19 protein-coding genes are annotated in these 15,243 nt (G+C 38.6%); 9 read left to right on the top strand and 10 right to left on the bottom strand.

Features of this window, described 5'->3' with window-relative positions:
* Nucleotides 1–103 precede the first annotated feature (103 nt).
* The 4 genes from EHQ52_RS03180 to EHQ52_RS03165 are packed head-to-tail and all read left to right on the top strand — an operon-like array spanning nucleotide 104 to nucleotide 1,574.
* Nucleotides 104–508, top strand: a complete 405-nt coding sequence (locus EHQ52_RS03180; protein WP_208653441.1) for a DUF7878 domain-containing protein — start codon at nucleotides 104–106, stop codon at nucleotides 506–508.
* 13 nt (nucleotides 509–521) lie between these two features.
* Entirely contained in the window at nucleotides 522–923 is a 402-nt protein-coding gene (locus EHQ52_RS03175) for a hypothetical protein (RefSeq protein ID WP_135613826.1), read from the top strand.
* A gap of 12 nt (nucleotides 924–935) precedes the next feature.
* Nucleotides 936–1,331, top strand: coding sequence for a hypothetical protein (locus tag EHQ52_RS03170; RefSeq protein ID WP_135613825.1), 396 nt, complete (start codon nucleotides 936–938; stop codon nucleotides 1,329–1,331).
* 42 nt (nucleotides 1,332–1,373) lie between these two features.
* Nucleotides 1,374–1,574 (top strand): DUF4926 domain-containing protein, encoded by a 201-nt coding sequence (locus tag EHQ52_RS03165; protein ID WP_135613824.1) that lies wholly within the window; start codon nucleotides 1,374–1,376, stop codon nucleotides 1,572–1,574.
* Nucleotides 1,575–1,865: 291 nt separating this feature from the next.
* Here the strand turns inward: EHQ52_RS03165 and EHQ52_RS03160 are convergent, their stop codons facing one another.
* On the bottom strand, nucleotides 1,866–2,087 hold the full coding sequence (locus tag EHQ52_RS03160) for a hypothetical protein (protein WP_135613823.1): 222 nt from the start codon (nucleotides 2,085–2,087) through the stop codon (nucleotides 1,866–1,868).
* Nucleotides 2,088–2,108: 21 nt separating this feature from the next.
* On the bottom strand, nucleotides 2,109–4,190 hold the full coding sequence (locus EHQ52_RS03155; RefSeq protein ID WP_135613822.1) for a heterodisulfide reductase-related iron-sulfur binding cluster: 2,082 nt from the start codon (nucleotides 4,188–4,190) through the stop codon (nucleotides 2,109–2,111).
* Between the two features lie 266 nt (nucleotides 4,191–4,456).
* Between EHQ52_RS03155 and mqnC the strand changes: the two genes are divergently transcribed.
* A complete protein-coding gene (gene mqnC, locus EHQ52_RS03150) occupies nucleotides 4,457–5,557 on the top strand; it encodes a cyclic dehypoxanthinyl futalosine synthase (RefSeq protein ID WP_135613821.1) in 1,101 nt (366 codons plus the stop codon).
* Nucleotides 5,558–5,647: 90 nt separating this feature from the next.
* Complete coding sequence (locus tag EHQ52_RS03145) at nucleotides 5,648–6,046, top strand: LIC11299 family lipoprotein (RefSeq protein ID WP_135613820.1); 399 nt, start codon at nucleotides 5,648–5,650, stop codon at nucleotides 6,044–6,046.
* Here the strand turns inward: EHQ52_RS03145 and EHQ52_RS03140 are convergent.
* The 6 genes from EHQ52_RS03140 to EHQ52_RS03115 form a co-directional block, all read right to left on the bottom strand.
* A complete protein-coding gene (locus EHQ52_RS03140) occupies nucleotides 5,994–7,244 on the bottom strand; it encodes a GGDEF domain-containing protein (RefSeq protein ID WP_135613819.1) in 1,251 nt (416 codons plus the stop codon). The two genes, EHQ52_RS03145 and EHQ52_RS03140, sit on opposite strands and share 53 nt — an antisense overlap.
* A gap of 298 nt (nucleotides 7,245–7,542) precedes the next feature.
* Nucleotides 7,543–7,845: a DUF3817 domain-containing protein gene (locus EHQ52_RS03135; RefSeq protein ID WP_135613818.1), complete on the bottom strand. Its 303-nt coding sequence runs from the start codon at nucleotides 7,843–7,845 to the stop codon at nucleotides 7,543–7,545.
* A 2-nt stretch (nucleotides 7,846–7,847) separates the two neighbouring features.
* Nucleotides 7,848–8,312 carry a hypothetical protein gene (locus tag EHQ52_RS03130; protein ID WP_135613817.1) on the bottom strand — a complete coding sequence of 155 codons (465 nt, stop codon included), beginning with the start codon at nucleotides 8,310–8,312 and terminating at the stop codon, nucleotides 7,848–7,850.
* 11 nt (nucleotides 8,313–8,323) lie between these two features.
* On the bottom strand, nucleotides 8,324–8,944 hold the full coding sequence (locus tag EHQ52_RS03125) for a TetR/AcrR family transcriptional regulator (RefSeq protein WP_135613816.1): 621 nt from the start codon (nucleotides 8,942–8,944) through the stop codon (nucleotides 8,324–8,326).
* A 66-nt stretch (nucleotides 8,945–9,010) separates the two neighbouring features.
* Nucleotides 9,011–9,844: a GerMN domain-containing protein gene (locus EHQ52_RS03120; protein ID WP_167492163.1), complete on the bottom strand. Its 834-nt coding sequence runs from the start codon at nucleotides 9,842–9,844 to the stop codon at nucleotides 9,011–9,013.
* A gap of 57 nt (nucleotides 9,845–9,901) precedes the next feature.
* On the bottom strand, nucleotides 9,902–10,573 hold the full coding sequence (locus EHQ52_RS03115; RefSeq protein WP_135613814.1) for an HAD family hydrolase: 672 nt from the start codon (nucleotides 10,571–10,573) through the stop codon (nucleotides 9,902–9,904).
* A 98-nt stretch (nucleotides 10,574–10,671) separates the two neighbouring features.
* Between EHQ52_RS03115 and EHQ52_RS03110 the strand changes: the two genes are divergently transcribed.
* From EHQ52_RS03110 to EHQ52_RS03100, 3 genes are read left to right on the top strand one after another with little or no spacing between them, the layout of a single operon-like run.
* Complete coding sequence (locus EHQ52_RS03110) at nucleotides 10,672–11,946, top strand: KamA family radical SAM protein (protein WP_135613813.1); 1,275 nt, start codon at nucleotides 10,672–10,674, stop codon at nucleotides 11,944–11,946.
* A complete protein-coding gene (locus EHQ52_RS03105) occupies nucleotides 11,943–13,046 on the top strand; it encodes a D-alanine--D-alanine ligase family protein (protein ID WP_135613812.1) in 1,104 nt (367 codons plus the stop codon). The genes EHQ52_RS03110 and EHQ52_RS03105 overlap by 4 nt, the downstream gene beginning before the upstream one ends.
* Nucleotides 13,043–13,720: an iron-containing redox enzyme family protein gene (locus EHQ52_RS03100; RefSeq protein WP_135613811.1), complete on the top strand. Its 678-nt coding sequence runs from the start codon at nucleotides 13,043–13,045 to the stop codon at nucleotides 13,718–13,720. The genes EHQ52_RS03105 and EHQ52_RS03100 overlap by 4 nt, the downstream gene beginning before the upstream one ends.
* On the opposite strand, the gene EHQ52_RS03095 is transcribed toward EHQ52_RS03100, so the two are convergent.
* Both EHQ52_RS03095 and EHQ52_RS03090 read right to left on the bottom strand, forming a co-directional pair.
* Nucleotides 13,717–14,064 carry a DCC1-like thiol-disulfide oxidoreductase family protein gene (locus tag EHQ52_RS03095; protein ID WP_135613810.1) on the bottom strand — a complete coding sequence of 116 codons (348 nt, stop codon included), beginning with the start codon at nucleotides 14,062–14,064 and terminating at the stop codon, nucleotides 13,717–13,719. The genes EHQ52_RS03100 and EHQ52_RS03095 overlap by 4 nt on opposite strands.
* Nucleotides 14,064–15,242, bottom strand: coding sequence for an acetylglutamate kinase (locus tag EHQ52_RS03090; protein ID WP_135613809.1), 1,179 nt, complete (start codon nucleotides 15,240–15,242; stop codon nucleotides 14,064–14,066). The genes EHQ52_RS03095 and EHQ52_RS03090 overlap by 1 nt, the downstream gene beginning before the upstream one ends.
* Nucleotide 15,243 lies beyond the last annotated feature (1 nt).

Below are 15,243 nucleotides of genomic sequence, written 5' to 3'. Positions count from 1 at the left end.
ACTTTAAAAGTCTTCTTTAATAATCGAGCAAGCAGTCGATCAGAATCATTCTGAAGTTAGATTGAAAGGTGGCTAATGCCTTCCCTGTAAAATAATTACATCAATGATGATCTTTCAATTTGAAATAAATGAATCACTACGGGATAAGATAAATGAAAATCCCATGGCTTATTTAGAAGGAAGCCTACGCATAATAGTTGATGATATTGTTCTTTTTGATTATAGCGGAATTTTGCTCTTAGAATTTGCATTATCTTTAAAACAATGGATTGTAAAGTTTAAGCAAGGTTACATTGAGGATTTTATCTATGAGTCAATGGATTTTAACGGCACAATAATAAAGTTCAAACTTATCAATTCAAGCTACAATATAGAATCAGTATGGCAACTTGCAGAATCGGTCTCATTAGTTGAAGGAGTAGATTTATGCCGTGTCTCTGAAGGATTTATATTTGATTTCTCGAAAACTATTATGGAAATGTTTCGGGTAGAATTTAATTGCTACTAAGACGCGGAGGCTGATGAATTCTCAAATGGATGAATCGATTCAGAAGCGAATTGAAAGAGCTGTTCAAAATCTTGTGAAATTCGGGTACGGCGAAATTTGTTCAAATAGAGAAAATGAATTAGGTATATGTTTGTATTATTACGAGCATAGAGGAGAAACATTTTATCTAGGAGTCCGGGGATTAGAATGGGGCGGGCAAAAAATATTTTTCAAAGATATCTCAAAAGTAGAGTTTGCTTCATTAAGAGAGATCTCTCAACTTGGACCAGATGCTAAAAACAAAGATATGGATATTGAGTTATTTTTAAGAAACGGAGAAAGAATAAGAATGCTCTTTCCTTTTCCTGTCTTTTCAATATTAGCAACTTTACTTCATCAACTTGCTGAATTAAGTGAAAATCAGAGAAATTTTTAATCTACCCATTCGATGAAAAATAAGATACAACAACTATCATATCGTATCTTAGAAAAACTAAATGATTTTCATTCGGAAGTGCCTTCAAGTCTTCATAAGATCGCTCAGAATGAAATTTTAGGAATTTATTTAAACTCCTCATCTTATTTTGAAGATTCAATCTTGTTCACTGATTTGGGAATGTATATTATTCAATCAGAAGAAAAATCTGAATATATTGAATATAATGAAATTTTAAATTTAAAAGTTATAGAACAAAAGGAAGTCGCCGAATCTATTTCAATTGAAAGAAAAGACGGTAGTCGAATTGAGGTGAAAGTTTTAGGTGGGAAAGAAAGGCTACGAGATGTCTGGGAAGTTTATAGGTTCTTACTTCGTGCCACTGGGGAAGTAAGGAAATATACGTAAATTGTTGGAATTATAGACTAACTGAAGGCTATTGGATTTTTAATGTCACCTTTTAAAGAGCATGAAATTGTAAGATTAAAACGAAGTATAGATTCGATTCCTGCAGGAGCTATTGGAACGATTGTTTTTGTTTATCATGATCCTCGTGTTGCATATGAAATTGAATTTTTAGACAATGATGGGAATACTTTGGCTATCCTGGCTGTTGAAGAAGAAAATATAGAAAAAGCACCCAAGGTTTAATATACGTTTCTGGCTTTCTTCTAAGATTCCTTTATTTGCCCAGTTGCAAAACCTATACTTCGCAAACATTTACCAGCAGAAATTATCCTAAAAGGGGTGGATATCGAAACTGGAGAGATCCTATTGGAATCCACTTTTAAAGAGCATACTCCATTTACAACGGACAGCAAACATTGTTAGATACCGAGAACAAACTATATGAGAAGTTTGTGAAAAAATTACAGGAAAATGCAGGGAATCAATAGGGATATCTAATCCTTTTAGTCTAGTTTTTGATCCCGAAATTTATTTCTAAAGAAAATAAATAATTTCCTGTAGTGTGGCGTATATTTGCGCCGTCGTATATAATGTATTTGCACCAGATGATTCAGGGCGGGATGGAAACATTCCGCTATTTTTTTGCCTTTGCGAGCGTTTCATCTGATATAGGAACTCCAACACCGCAAATCCACCGATTACAGAACGATCTTCCTTAAAATAAAAAAGCCCCGACATTACTGCCGAGGCTTCCATTCAAAGATATTAAACTTCTTCTTATTTTAAGTTTTCCGCGACTAGTTCCGCGATATCTTTTACTTTTACTTCTTCGATCTTTCCTTCTTGTTTTACTCCGTCTGTGATCATAGTGATACAGAAAGGACAAGCGGTTGCGATCGTAGTCGCCCCGGTATCCAGAAGCTGATTGGATCTCTTAACGTTGACCCTTTCGCCATGCTCTTCCATCCACATCTGAGCTCCACCTGCACCGCAGCAAAGTCCTTTGGAGTGGTGGTCAGAAGCTTCTGCGAGTTTTCCACCGGAAACCTTTTTAACCAGGTCTCTTGGATTCTCGTAGTTGTCGTTATATCTACCGATATAGCAGGAGTCGTGGTAGGTATACTTTCCAGCATTTGCATCTTCTGCAACGCCTACATCGATCTTTCCTTCTTTAGAAAGTTCATTGATGAATTCAGAGTGGTGAATTACTTCGAAGTTTCCACCGAACTGAGGATATTCATTTTTGATTGTGTTATAGCAGTGAGGACAAGCCGTTACAACCTTTTTCACATTGTATCCGTTCATTGTATCCACATTAGATTGTGCTAATGTTTGGTAGAGGTATTCGTTACCACCTCTACGAGCAGAATCTCCGGAACATCCTTCTTCAGTTCCTAAGATACCGAACTTAACATCTGCTTTTTGCATGATCTTAACGAAGGACTGAGCGATCCTTTTGTTACGATCATCAAAAGCTCCAGCGCAGCCTACCCAGTATAGAACATCCACATTGGAATCTTCTGCCATGGTTTTAACGCCAAGACCTTCTGCCCAATCCGCTCTGGAGTGCGCAGCAACTCCCCAAGGGTTGGAGTTGTTTTCCATGTTTACGAATGCACCTTGTAATTCAGCAGGGAAGTTAGAATCAACAAGTACTAAGTGTCTTCTCATTTCCATGATTGCGTTCACTTGGTTGTTTCCAACAGGACAAGCTTCTACGCAAGCGTAACAAGTAGTACATCCCCAAAGAGCTTCTTCTGAAAGTCCTTCATATTTTCCGATCACAGAAGTATCTAATGCAGCAACTGCATCTGCAGCTCCTTCTGGATTCGTTTCTCTGATCTTTACAACTTCTGGCATTTTATCCATAAGCGCGTGTTTTAATTCCACGATGATCGCTTTAGGATTTAGAACTTTACCTGTTCTGTTTGCAGGACATTGCACTTGGCAGCGACCACACTCAATACAAGAAAGTCCGTCTAAAAGGTTTGGCCAAGGGAAGTCTTCCGTTCTTGTAACACCCCAAACAGCAGTCTCATCTTCCAGATTTAATTTAGAAAGAGCACCCTTAGGAGTATCTGATTGTAAGAAATAGTTAAATGGCGCGAAGATCAAGTGTGCGTGTTTGGATGTTGGAACATACAACATGAACGCGAACACTGAAAGAATATGTGTCCACCACATGATTTGGAAAACTAGATCAGCGGAAGAATATTCTATACCGATCAATTCCCAAAAGGATCCGATTGCGCTAGCGATTGGAGCCGCATCATGGAATGGGTTAGCGTAATCTGCTCCAACTGCTCTTGCACCTTCTCCCAATAGGGTAGAGACCATGAGTATGGAGATCATTGAGATTACGATTGCAGAAGCTGGAGAATGAACATCTAATCCTTTTGCTTTTTGGATCCAACGTCTCCATGCAAAGAAGCCGAGTCCTACTAATACCAAAATGGAAACTACTTGAAGAGCAGCTTCATAATAATGGTTCGCAGTTTCTCCGAATAAACTTCCAACTAAGGTGAATTTGTAAGGATCATCCAACGCATATCCAAATACACCGGAGATAAACTGACTGGTAGTATGCAGTAAGTAAGTGACGAATCCGTAAAATACGAATGCGTGCATGATACCGCGTACTGGTTCTTTAAAGTTCTTTTTTTGTAAGATTACGTTTAATACGAAACTTTTGATCCGGAATCCCCAGTTTTTATGTTCCAGGAAGTTTTCAGTTCCGTTTGCCTTTCTAGCATTAAATACAAGATTTAATCTGTAGAGAATGGCACGAACGAATACAACATTTGCTACGATAAATAGAGCCGTGAAGATCACGTGGAAGGCGATTTGAGAAATAGCCATAGTTTTTCAGGTTACCCTTTGTATTTGGATGGTCTTTCATAGCAGGCTACTGATTAGGAGGCGCCCTGTCCAGGAAAAAAGATACTTAGTCTCTTTGTAGGAATTCCTACATATTTAGAAAAGATCCGGTCCCTTCTTCTTTTAAATCGTGTACATATTTAACTGCGACTCAATCGCAATAAATAAGAATGTGATTTAAAAAGGACGTGCATTTTTGAAGAAATAGAAAACTTTGAAAAAGTTAAGGAAGAAAACTTTCCATCCAGATGAGCCAAATATTCCCAAATCATTCCACAGATTCTATATTAGAAAAAGCCTTAGACGGAGAACGTATTTCTCCTGCGGAAGCGTTGGAGTTGTACGAGTCTGGAGATCATCTTAAAATTATGGCAACTGCTAGAGCCTTGAGGGAGAGAGTTCTCCCTCACACTAGTGCAAGTTACACAATGTTCAGAGTAGTGAACTACACTAATTATTGTAATGTTGAATGCAATTTTTGTTCTTTCATGGACGAGATTGGGAATGGAAAAGGTTACGTACTTTCTAAAGAAGAAATATTAGAAAAAATGGATTATGCCGTTTCGGAAGGAGCGGACCAAATGTTTTTGCAAGGTGGAGTTTATCCAGATCTCCCTTTCGATTATTATTTGGATGTGATCTCCACTGTAAAATCCAAATACCCTGACATGCATATTCGTGCATTCTCTCCTGTAGAAATTATCAATTTAGAAAAAATCACAGGCAAATCTTTATTCGAAGTTTTACAAATCTTGAAATCAGTCGGTTTGGATTCTGTTCCTGGAGCAGGCGCCGAAATTTTAACGGATAGAATGAGAAACATCATCTCTCCTAAAAAAGCCACTACTGAAGAATGGGTTCGTGCAATGGAAACCTGTCATGAAGCAGGGCTGCTCGGAAGTGCAAATATTGTTTTTGGTTCAGAAGAAACCAAAGAAGAAGTCATAGAACATCTTACAGTAGTTCGCAATCTTCAGGATAGGACTGGAGGATTTCTTTCCTTTATTCCTTGGACATTCCAACCACAAACAAAAAGATTTAAAGTAAGAGCAGTTTCTACACAAGAATATCTGAAAGTCCTTGGGATTTGCAGGATCTTCTTAGACAATATTAAACATATTGAAACTTCTGTGATGGTTCTCGGAAAAGGTGTGGGTCAGTTGGCGCTTACAAGTGGTGCGGATGATATTTCTTCCGTGGTGATCGAAGAGAATGTGTTACGTTCCTTCGGTCTGAAAACTGAAAAAGAAGCCGTCAAGTTCTTGAAAGAAGGTGGATTTACACCTAAAAGAAGAGACCTTCTCTATAATTACGAAAGATATGAGGGAAGAGAACTTTCCGCAGTTTGATCTTTTTCTTGTCTTTGTAAATTTTTTTCAAAAATCCGGATGACTTAGTCCGTAAACTTTCCTAAATAGATAGATTCGAACGGGGGAAGAATGAAAAAATCTTTGAGCTCTAAAATACTGCAGTTATCCGCGATCTGTGGATTTCTATTTTGTGTATCAAATTGTTTGGATTCTCATAGAGAAAGGATCCATATGGATACCGGAGTCAGCGTAAAGACCTTGGGTCCTCATAAATACCAATTCGTTGCAATCGGAAGAGCTTCCGTTCCTTCCGTAGAAGAGCAGGATCTTTTCAAAATGAAAAAGACTTCTTGTGAGGCTGCAAAATTGCAAGTCACCCAAAGATTGGATGAGTTGGAATCAGACCAAAAGCATAGACAATTCTTCTTAGAACAAAAAGAGCAGAAATATTTTGGCGACGGAGAATACTGCGAACTTACTTATATATACGAACTTCCTCCGGCCAAGAAGCAGAAAGATCAACCTTAGTATTTAGCTTAGTAGCTTCTACTATTGTAACTCTGTTTCGACCAGCGGATTTTGATTTATACAATCCAGAATCAATGGATTGGTATAGATCATCGAAAGTAAAATCTTCATCATAAGAGAGAATGGCAGCGCCTATGGATACAGTGATATTCACTGGCTTGTCGTTCGGATCTCTGACAGAAAGTGCATGAGCTTCTACACCTTTACGTAAGGACTCACATAAAGTTTTTAGACTTTTAGGATCTACTGAATCTAAAAGAACACAGAATTCGTCTCCACCAATACGAGCACAAATATCAGTGGATCTCACTCTGGACTTCATAACTGCAGAAAGAGTTTGGAGTGCGTCGTCTCCTGCCATATGTCCGTATTTATCATTGATCTCTTTTAAATGATCTAGATCCAAGATCACAAGTGCCATTTGGAACTGATGACGTCTTGCTCTCTTCTTGAATATATCGAATTGTTCTATTAGATATCTGCGATTATAAAGATCAGTAAGATCATCCAAGTTGGAGATCATTCTGATATGCAGATTTTTTGCCTGTAGTCTCAGGACCGCGCCGGATAATTTTCTTTTATCCCTGTAATCCATGGTTCTCCAATAGTTCATGATCACATTCCCGAAAGTTCCTACGAATAGATAGGTGAGAAGGATCGGAAACTCTTGCATGGCCTCTACAGGAGAATCTCCTAAATAGCATACGCCTAAGAACATCAAACAAAATGCAAGGTTTGTAGCAACCGCAGTGGTAGTGGTTAACCAAAGAAGAAGGTTCATACTAAGTAAGATCGCAGATGCCTGGTGAAGATAGACATCGTAATGGACCTTATCGAGATATAAAAAAGGAAAGAAGGAGATGAGAAGGGTAGAAGAAGTCCATACCTTATAGAACTCCAGTTTTTTAGGGACCCAATCTTTTTTACGTGCATGTCTCCAAAGGAAAACAAGAGAAAGAACAATTAACGTGATCCGGCTAGATTGGAGTAGGATCAGAGACTCATCTTCGAAGTCCCGCGAATTCGGCAGGAAATAGGTAATTAAACTGATTACGATGCAAAGAGAATAGTGGGCCACCAAGGATTGGCGAATTTCGCTCCAATTGGTCTCTAAAAATCCTTGGGGATACCGATTAAAGAAGATCCGCTTAGATAGTAAGCGAATTCTCCGGTCTATGCCTGGGAACCACTTGAACATTGTTTTCATTTCCGCATGGAAGGCTTTTTGGAAAAACCTCCATAATAAGACCACGGTTCAAGCATAACGTATCTCCGAGCAAGGAAGAATCTAATTTTAGTCAAAAAAATTCTAGGGCAAGTGATTGTCGTTTTTGTCAGAAGATTGGAATTCTAATGCGTTAGGATAAATAGGCTCTCGCTTTAGGAGCGCGATGTAGTAGTTCCTACATCGCAGTTTAAATTGGAATATCGCAGTATTAACTGCGAGGTTGGGATTGCTACAAAACTTATCCGCAAAGGGATGGATTTTGGACTAGTTATAATTTTTTGAGAATGGTACTATCTATATAAAAAGTTCCAAATGGAAAGACTGAGCCAAGTGCTACCTTCCAAGTCCTTTCTTTAAAACTCCATGAATTCTCGATCGAGAAATGAAATGTTCCAAGAAGGAATAAAAGAAACAATCCTCCATGAATAGGGCCTAAAAGTTTAACAATATCCGGAGATCCGAAATAATATTTTAAAGGCATTCCTATAAATATTAGAAGAAGTAGGGATGTTCCTTCTAAAAAACCTAAAAGTCTGAGCCTTCCAAGCTCTGTTGTAAAAAATTTTGTCATTTCTAAAACTCTCTGATATAGGGTCTATGTGCGAATGGAGAAAAAGGCCAAGGGATCGCGATAAACATTAAAATTATCGAGATTAAGATCCATAGGAATAAACTTTTGAATTTTTCAGAATCTTCTTTCTTACGTTTGGAGACCGCAGATCCAATGGTAAGAAATACTACCGAAATGATCATGATAGAAATATGGATCAAAGCGAAAAATCTTATATCTGATATTTGCAAGGCTCCTATGGGATCTTGGAAAAAAGCCTGAACGATCGGGCTTTTGAAATATAGAAAAAATCCTAGTACCAACTGAAAATGTGAAAATGCAATCGTTAGTATCCTTCCTAAATTATCCCATTTTTCAAAATTCTTTTTTAATAGGATTCCTCGGATACATCTAACCAAGGTGAATACTAGTAAGAATAGAACGACCCATCTTGTGAATGAATGAAGTATTAATAAATATGGATACATTGCTCTCTCTTTTATTTTTTGGTTTTTCTTTTAGGTTTGGATCTTTCTAACAGATCTTCGAATGATCTATTTGCTCTATAATCTGCCTTAGGATCTTTTAAAAATCGTAAGGAAGTATGATGAACTAAATAGATCCCACAAAGTTCCCAGACAAATTGATCTAGATCCAGATCAGATCTTAATTCTTTCAGATCCACACATTCCTTTGCGAGCTTTTTTAAAAGAGTTCTCCATTCAGATTCCATTGACAATAGTCTTTGTCGGACTGGACCTTTTGAATCATCCAATTCAAATAATCCTGCGGCAATTGGGCATCCCCCAGGTAGTCCCGCTTTTTTAGACCAACCCATCCAATGTTTTACTAAGGAACGAAGTCTAGGAAGTCCTTCCTTAGATCTTAAGGCAGGTTCCAAAACTTTTGTTTTAGAGAACTCTGCAGTGTGATCTAGAATGGAAATTTGAATTTCTTCTTTGGAGCCGAAATGGGCGAATAATCCACTTTTAGACATACCTGAAAGTTCTGCCAAAGGACCAAGACTTAAACCTTCTAGACCGGATTTGCTTACTACTTGGAGTCCTTTATCTAAAATACGGTTCCTGGTTTCTTGGCTTAGTTTTCCGCCAGAGATCATAAATGAAAAGAACGACCGATCGTGCTATTTATTCAAGAAAAATAAACAGAAATCGAAAAGATTTGTTTAAAGAGTAGCGATCTTTCTTGGATTTTTGGTCAGAACTTCCGGGATAGGAAGTCCTACGCCGCCTAGAGAGCGGACTTGTTTTCCATTAATAAAGAGCCTGATCCCTCTTAGCTCAGAATTTTCCAGAATGCTGTAACAGATCTGGTCCACTCTATCTTTCAGAAGTTCGGGGCCTGCTCCTGCTTCGAAGTCAGGACCAAGATATAGTTTTAAGATTCCATTTTCTACAGAGTATTCTTTAGAATATTCCATTCTGTTTGGAAGTGCGTTCAGAACACCTTGTGTCTTCTCGTCTGAAGAAGGTCCCTTGGTAAGTTCCTTCAATATAAATAAGATCTTATCCCCTTGATCAAATTTTCTTTTCAGCTGAACTAGTCTAGAATGGCTTTTGTTTCCTCTTCCATAAAACTTCAGAAAGTAAAGTTTGATCTCTCCTGGAGAATGATCCAAACGAATTTTTGGAGAAGGTCCGGATGTTGGCCCAGGCTTAGGCATTTCCACGATCGGGATAAACATTTCTTCCGGATCATTTGAATCGGAGGATACTTCTTCAGAGGAAGAGTTTTCTCCATTCTGCATTAACTCGGTTAAAATTTCGTCTTCTGCCTGATCCATTACCTGTTCATGGGTTTGTTTTCCTTTGTTCTCTGAAGAAGAAGGAGATAATGGATTTGTTTTTCCGATTGTATTAAATTTTGAAAAGAAAGAAGGGGATTCTTGTCCGGGGGAAGATGTAACCTTATTCCCCATAGACTTATCCAATAAAACTAAAACGAATAGAGCCCCTGTCAGGATATAAAGAAGTGATTTAAGTTTATCCGATTCGGGCACAATATAATTTTCGGCCGATCCGGAAACTGCCTTCTCACTTTTTCCCAGGAAAAGAGCTTAGAATATTCGATCCAGATCTTCCAATTGCGCCAGACTCACTTCCCAGTCTGGGATTTCTCCCTCAGGAGCGTGGCCGTAGGCGCAGAATGCAAATGGGCTACCGTTTTTGCGGGCCGCCTCATGGTCGGAACTTCTATCCCCGATCATCAGGATCTCGTCCGGAGAATAAGAATAATCTCGGATATACTTTGCAACAATGTCAGGCTTGGTTTTGATCGTTTCATTGTCCAAAACCACGATCGGGTCGAATAAGGACAGGATCCCTGAAACTTCTAGGATGGTTTTGACGTAGGGCATTCTTCCATTGGAAGCGGCCAAGATCTGGTATCCCTTATTTTTGAGGGAAGTGACAGTTTCTTTGACCTTAGGGTAGAATTCACCTTCTCCTTGTCGGATCTTAGACACTAAAAGTTCCAGGACTGAGTCGGAGATCTGATCTCTTTCGGACTCCTTAAGTTGGGGGACCAGGTTCAAAAAGATGGTTTTGACCGGTTTTCCGATCTCGAGCATGATCCTTTCTCTGTCCGGGACCTCGAGAGGGATCTGGGAGCCCGTTGAAAATCTGCGGATTGCTTCCGCATAGGTTTCTAAGATGATTCCTTCAGAAGAAAATAGGGTTCCGTCCACATCGAAGGCAAGTGCGCGGACCCGTTTGGGATTCCAATCCATTAGCAAGACAATAGTTTTGGGCGGGGAATTCGGGGCATTCCTTTTTTCCTTCGCTTGATTTTCCCTGCGCGGGCATAAGGATGGGAAAAGAGTTCCGGATGGAGAGATTGGGGAAAAACCGGGGAATAGTGGATCTAGAGTCACCTGTTGATTCTAGAAAGAGTTTATATTCTTCTTTTGCCTGGACAGATTATAAGGCCCAACTCCAAAAAAGAGTGAGGGCAGAAGACCTTCCAAAATATTTTCATTTAACCGAATCCGAGAAAATCGGGATACAAGAAACCATTCGACTCAATGTAGGAACTACTCCTTATTATCTTTCTCTTTCTGATCCAGAAAATCCAAATTGCCCCATCCGAAAAATGATCGTTCCTCGTAAGGAAGAGTCCTTCTTCTCTCCGGAAGAAACATTAGATCCTTTGCATGAAGAAGATCTTTCTCCTGTAAAAGGTCTTACTCATATGTATCCTGATAGAGTATTACTTTTTTCGAATCATGAATGTTCTGTGTATTGCAGGCATTGTATGAGGGGAAGAAAGGTTTCAGATTCTTCTGAAAGAATGGAAACTGCGGATCTGGAATTATGTTTTGATTATATTCGAAATCATCCTGAAATTTCAGATGTAGTGATATCAGGAGGAGATCCACTTAATCTTGCTGATTCCAAAATAGATTGGATTTTGGAAAATTTAGAAAAGATCCCTCATGTAAAAATTTGCAGATTGGGGACAAGAAATCCAGTCACCCTTCCAATGAGAATTACTTCTGATCTATGTAAAATTATAGAATCCCATAATACGGATCGTTTATCCATTTTTTGTAATACTCAATTCAATCATGAAAAAGAATGCACTTCCGAAGCAAAAGAGGCAATTCTAAAACTTCTAAAAGCAGGAGTAAGCGTTGGAAACCAATCCGTGATCCTGAAAGGGATCAATGATGATGGAGAAACAATGCTCAGACTCCATCGAAAACTTTTGGAACTTAGGATTCGAGCTTATTATATGTATGATCCTGAACTAATTCCAGGATCTCGAGGTTTTAGGACTCCACTTGCAAAAGGTATTCAAATAATTGAATACATGCGTGGGAAAGTTGCAGGCATGGGAATTCCACAGTTTGTGAATGATCTTCCTGGTGGTGGAGGAAAGGTGAGCCTTGGACCAAATTGGTATCTTGGATTTCATAAACCTTCTCGCAATCATGTGTTTCGATCTGCTGTAAGAGGGACTTATCATTTAAGCCCGGAACCAACTGATAGTGAATACGAGGAATTTTATCCTGAGATCAGTGAGGAGACTTGGGTGCAGATACTACAGAATTCCTATTCCGCATTTAAAGGTCTCGGACCTTTAGGAGAATCCGGAAAATGAATTCAGATTCTCCAACCGTCTTGATCGTTGCAGATATTCAAAATCCAGACTTGGATCCAAAGGACACCCAAGAATGGGAAGATCGGGGTTCTGTCGAAAAGATTAAACATTGTCTGGAAGAGTTGGGAGAGAAGGTGGAAATTATTGAATTTCCGTCGAAGCTACTACAAAAACTCTCAGATTATTCTTCCTTAGAACCTGGGGATCGACCTGTTCTATTTCATTTGGTAGAAGGTTTCCGTTCCCGAAATAGAGAAGCCCTTCTTCCTGCGATCGCAGAATATTCAGGATTTCCACATACTGGATCAGATGCGTACGCTCAGAATTTGAGTTTGGACAAACATCTTTCTAAATTGTTTTGTATGTCTGCAGGTGTTCCTACCAGTCCTTGGAACGTCGTTGAGAAAGATTCTGTCGAAGATACTACAAATCTCGCGCGGAACTTGGATTCCACATTCCGCGGCTTCCAACTTCCAGTAGATTCAGAATTTCCGGTTTTCTTCAAGCCCAGATTCGAAGGTTCAAGCCTTGGAGTGGGAGAAGAAAATCTGGTCTCAAACCAAGCTGACTTAAATCAATTTCTTAATTCCAAATTTAATGAATATTCCTCTTGGATCTGCGAATCTTATTTGCCGGGAGAAGAATGGACACTTGCCGTTATCGGTTCGCCAATATACGGATATAAGGCAAGTCAGGTGGCAAGGATTGGTTTGGAAAATTCTCCTGAAACAATCTACGGAGAAATTACTAAAACCAAACTCAGTATGCCTGAAAAATTATATTTCGATCTGGACAAAGAAAGATCGGAGTATATCCAGAATAGCGCATTAGGATTATGTAAATTACTCAAAACTTCGGGAGCTGTCCGTTTGGATTGGAAGGCTGATGCAAAAGGAAAACCAATGTTTTTGGAGTGGAATCTGACTCCTGGATTATCATCTTATTATAGTAGTTTTCCTATCTGTTATTCCGAAAGTTTCGGAACTTATTCGGATCTGATAGGAGAATTATTGGAAATCACGAGATTAGAATTTTTAACGGAAAGATTTTCATATTCCAAACTGAAAAAAGAAAAACAAACGAACGGGATCGAAGGATGAAAACGTTTCGAGAAGAATTAATAGACCAGGTCAAATATCATTCTGTATTGACTGCGAATTTATGGTTAGAAGAAAAAGAAGAAAGAATGGAACATTCTGATCTTCTCCTTTGGTTGAAACAAGAATATTTTGTATCTGTTGAATTTGTGAACTGGTTCTTAAACACTGCCGCTCTCACTAATTTTGTACCTTCTAAAATAGTACTCGTAGAAAATATATGGGAAGAATTGGGAGAAGGTAAGGAAGAAGATTCACATGTTTCTATCCTTAGGAAATTTCTCTCTGAGATGGGAGAGACAGTGACTAAGGAAGATATGCTTCCTGAAACTGGAGGCTATCTTGCTTTGATGAAAAGAATTACTACTACCGATTTCTATTCTGCCTTGGGGGCGCTCGGACCAGCGAATGAATACCTTCTAAAATTGGAATATTCCAGAATGTATAAGTCTTATTCTGATCTAAAATCCAGAATGGCGCTTCCGGAAGGAAAGTTTTTTCAAGTGAATCTGGAAGCAGATGAATCTCATTCAGAAAAACTGTTTAGATTGATTGAAGCTGTAGCGGTCGATCCTGAAAAAATGCAAAAAGTAAGAGAAGGTTCCAGGCTTGCATTGGATGCACGTTTAGTATTTTATGAAGGTCTAAGAAAGGTAACTTCTCCTATTTCTCTTTAACCCTTAGATCGAATCGATTTTAAAAGGCTCATAAAAAACATTCCGAGTAACGGAACCAGAGGCAAATAAAGCAGGGGAGAAGCCCATCTCCATCCTTTTAAAGAATGTGAAAGTTTTCGGACTGCAAAAAAACCGGGGTATCTCATATTTCCAGAGATATACTGTACATTTCCCGCGACTAATTTAGGTTCTAAACTTGGATGGTATTCTTTTAGATCTTCAGAAGAGAGATCTCTAAAACTTACAAATTTTATATTTCTATCTAAAGATAGTTTTGAAAGTTTAGAAGCGAGGTTTGAACAAAAGTCGCAGTCCCCATCGTATAAAAAAACATTTTGTTCCATTAGGAATCGATCCGTTGTTTAGATTCCAAATCTTCCGGAAGGTTTCTTAAAAAATCACAAACCGCAGGAATTTCTTTCTCTTGTAAACCGATCCAGAAATAGATCCAGATCCCTTCTTTTTGAAGGCCGCTACATTCTTTTGCATACCATTTGGAGATTGTATTTTCTGCTCTTGCTCTCCAGAAAAGAACAGGAGCTTTTTTTAACATTTCGTCCCAGATATCTCTTCCTACACCTTCTCCTCTTGCTATTTCGTTCACAGCAAACTTAGAAAGAAAAGTTCCCCAAGGAGTGTCTTGTAGAAGAGCACATCCTTTGTATTCGGATTCCAGAACGATCCCAGAAAATTCCTTATTCCAAAAACCTTGTTTTAATCCTCTTCCAAAAGAATCTTCGATTAGGCCATTCAGTCGTTTAGGATCCAAATTTTGGAAATCAGTATGGAATTCTATTTTATTCTTTTTTCTTAATAAAGTTCCACTACCCTTGATGGTGAATAATTCTTTTAATAAACTTGGAGCAGAAGTGATCGCGATTTGAAGATTTGGATCTCCAGTATATTCAAAGATCATTTTGCATTCTTTGAATAAAGACTCGTCTTCTTTTTGGAGAGTTTCAGTTGATTCGAAATCTAAAATAGAGATCTTCTTATCCTCAGAATTGTAAAGACCACTTCTTGTAGTAAGAAGGATTAACTTTTTAGTTCTAAGTTCTTTGCATAAATTAGAAAGATAAGGATAAATTTCAGATCCGCCTTGGTCTGTCACGAAGACTGGTATCTTCTTTTCTTTTAAAGAGGAAAGAACTGATTCTAATGCCTGGCTTGGATTTCTGAACCACTTTGCTGGAAGGTTTCTGGAACCAGGAAGTTCTTGGCCTTCTTCCAATGAGTCCTTGATAGATTCCAAACTGGTCTTAGAATTTGGAGAACGATAGAATAAATTCGCGTAAGATACTCCGTCTTTCTCCAGAACGACTACAGGGAATAGCTGTAACTTTTGTAATAATTTTAAATTATATAGGAACGCTTCCGCGGACTCTGTCAAGGTCTCTGAACTTGCGTGTATTACCGCGAATTTTTCAGGCTCCAAGGACTGGAAGAGTTTCAGGAACTGAAAGCTGTCCTTGGAGTTTTCTGTAACTTCTAAAAGTTTGAGTAGGATCTCCTGGTGGTTCATC

This window comes from Leptospira koniambonensis, assembly GCF_004769555.1.
Lineage (GTDB): Bacteria > Spirochaetota > Leptospiria > Leptospirales > Leptospiraceae > Leptospira_B > Leptospira_B koniambonensis.
This window is presented reverse-complemented; position numbering and strand designations above follow the sequence as displayed.

What these genes read in the sequence shown, in the direction of transcription:
- EHQ52_RS03165 (WP_135613824.1), top strand. Translation starts at nt 1,374, where the DNA reads ATGTCACCTTTTAAAGAGCATGAAATTGTAAGATTAAAACGAAGTATA.
- EHQ52_RS03175 (WP_135613826.1), top strand. Translation starts at nt 522, where the DNA reads ATGAATTCTCAAATGGATGAATCGATTCAGAAGCGAATTGAAAGAGCT.
- EHQ52_RS03180 (WP_208653441.1), top strand. Translation starts at nt 104, where the DNA reads ATGATGATCTTTCAATTTGAAATAAATGAATCACTACGGGATAAGATA.
- EHQ52_RS03155 (WP_135613822.1), bottom strand. Translation starts at nt 4,190, where the DNA reads ATGGCTATTTCTCAAATCGCCTTCCACGTGATCTTCACGGCTCTATTT.
- EHQ52_RS03115 (WP_135613814.1), bottom strand. Translation starts at nt 10,573, where the DNA reads ATGGATTGGAATCCCAAACGGGTCCGCGCACTTGCCTTCGATGTGGAC.
- EHQ52_RS03135 (WP_135613818.1), bottom strand. Translation starts at nt 7,845, where the DNA reads ATGACAAAATTTTTTACAACAGAGCTTGGAAGGCTCAGACTTTTAGGT.
- EHQ52_RS03160 (WP_135613823.1), bottom strand. Translation starts at nt 2,087, where the DNA reads ATGGAAGCCTCGGCAGTAATGTCGGGGCTTTTTTATTTTAAGGAAGAT.
- EHQ52_RS03095 (WP_135613810.1), bottom strand. Translation starts at nt 14,064, where the DNA reads ATGGAACAAAATGTTTTTTTATACGATGGGGACTGCGACTTTTGTTCA.
- EHQ52_RS03170 (WP_135613825.1), top strand. Translation starts at nt 936, where the DNA reads ATGAAAAATAAGATACAACAACTATCATATCGTATCTTAGAAAAACTA.
- EHQ52_RS03090 (WP_135613809.1), bottom strand. Translation starts at nt 15,242, where the DNA reads ATGAACCACCAGGAGATCCTACTCAAACTTTTAGAAGTTACAGAAAAC.
- EHQ52_RS03125 (WP_135613816.1), bottom strand. Translation starts at nt 8,944, where the DNA reads ATGATCTCTGGCGGAAAACTAAGCCAAGAAACCAGGAACCGTATTTTA.
- EHQ52_RS03100 (WP_135613811.1), top strand. Translation starts at nt 13,043, where the DNA reads ATGAAAACGTTTCGAGAAGAATTAATAGACCAGGTCAAATATCATTCT.
- EHQ52_RS03110 (WP_135613813.1), top strand. Translation starts at nt 10,672, where the DNA reads ATGGAGAGATTGGGGAAAAACCGGGGAATAGTGGATCTAGAGTCACCT.
- EHQ52_RS03145 (WP_135613820.1), top strand. Translation starts at nt 5,648, where the DNA reads ATGAAAAAATCTTTGAGCTCTAAAATACTGCAGTTATCCGCGATCTGT.
- EHQ52_RS03105 (WP_135613812.1), top strand. Translation starts at nt 11,943, where the DNA reads ATGAATTCAGATTCTCCAACCGTCTTGATCGTTGCAGATATTCAAAAT.
- EHQ52_RS03140 (WP_135613819.1), bottom strand. Translation starts at nt 7,244, where the DNA reads ATGTTCAAGTGGTTCCCAGGCATAGACCGGAGAATTCGCTTACTATCT.
- mqnC (WP_135613821.1), top strand. Translation starts at nt 4,457, where the DNA reads ATGAGCCAAATATTCCCAAATCATTCCACAGATTCTATATTAGAAAAA.
- EHQ52_RS03130 (WP_135613817.1), bottom strand. Translation starts at nt 8,312, where the DNA reads ATGTATCCATATTTATTAATACTTCATTCATTCACAAGATGGGTCGTT.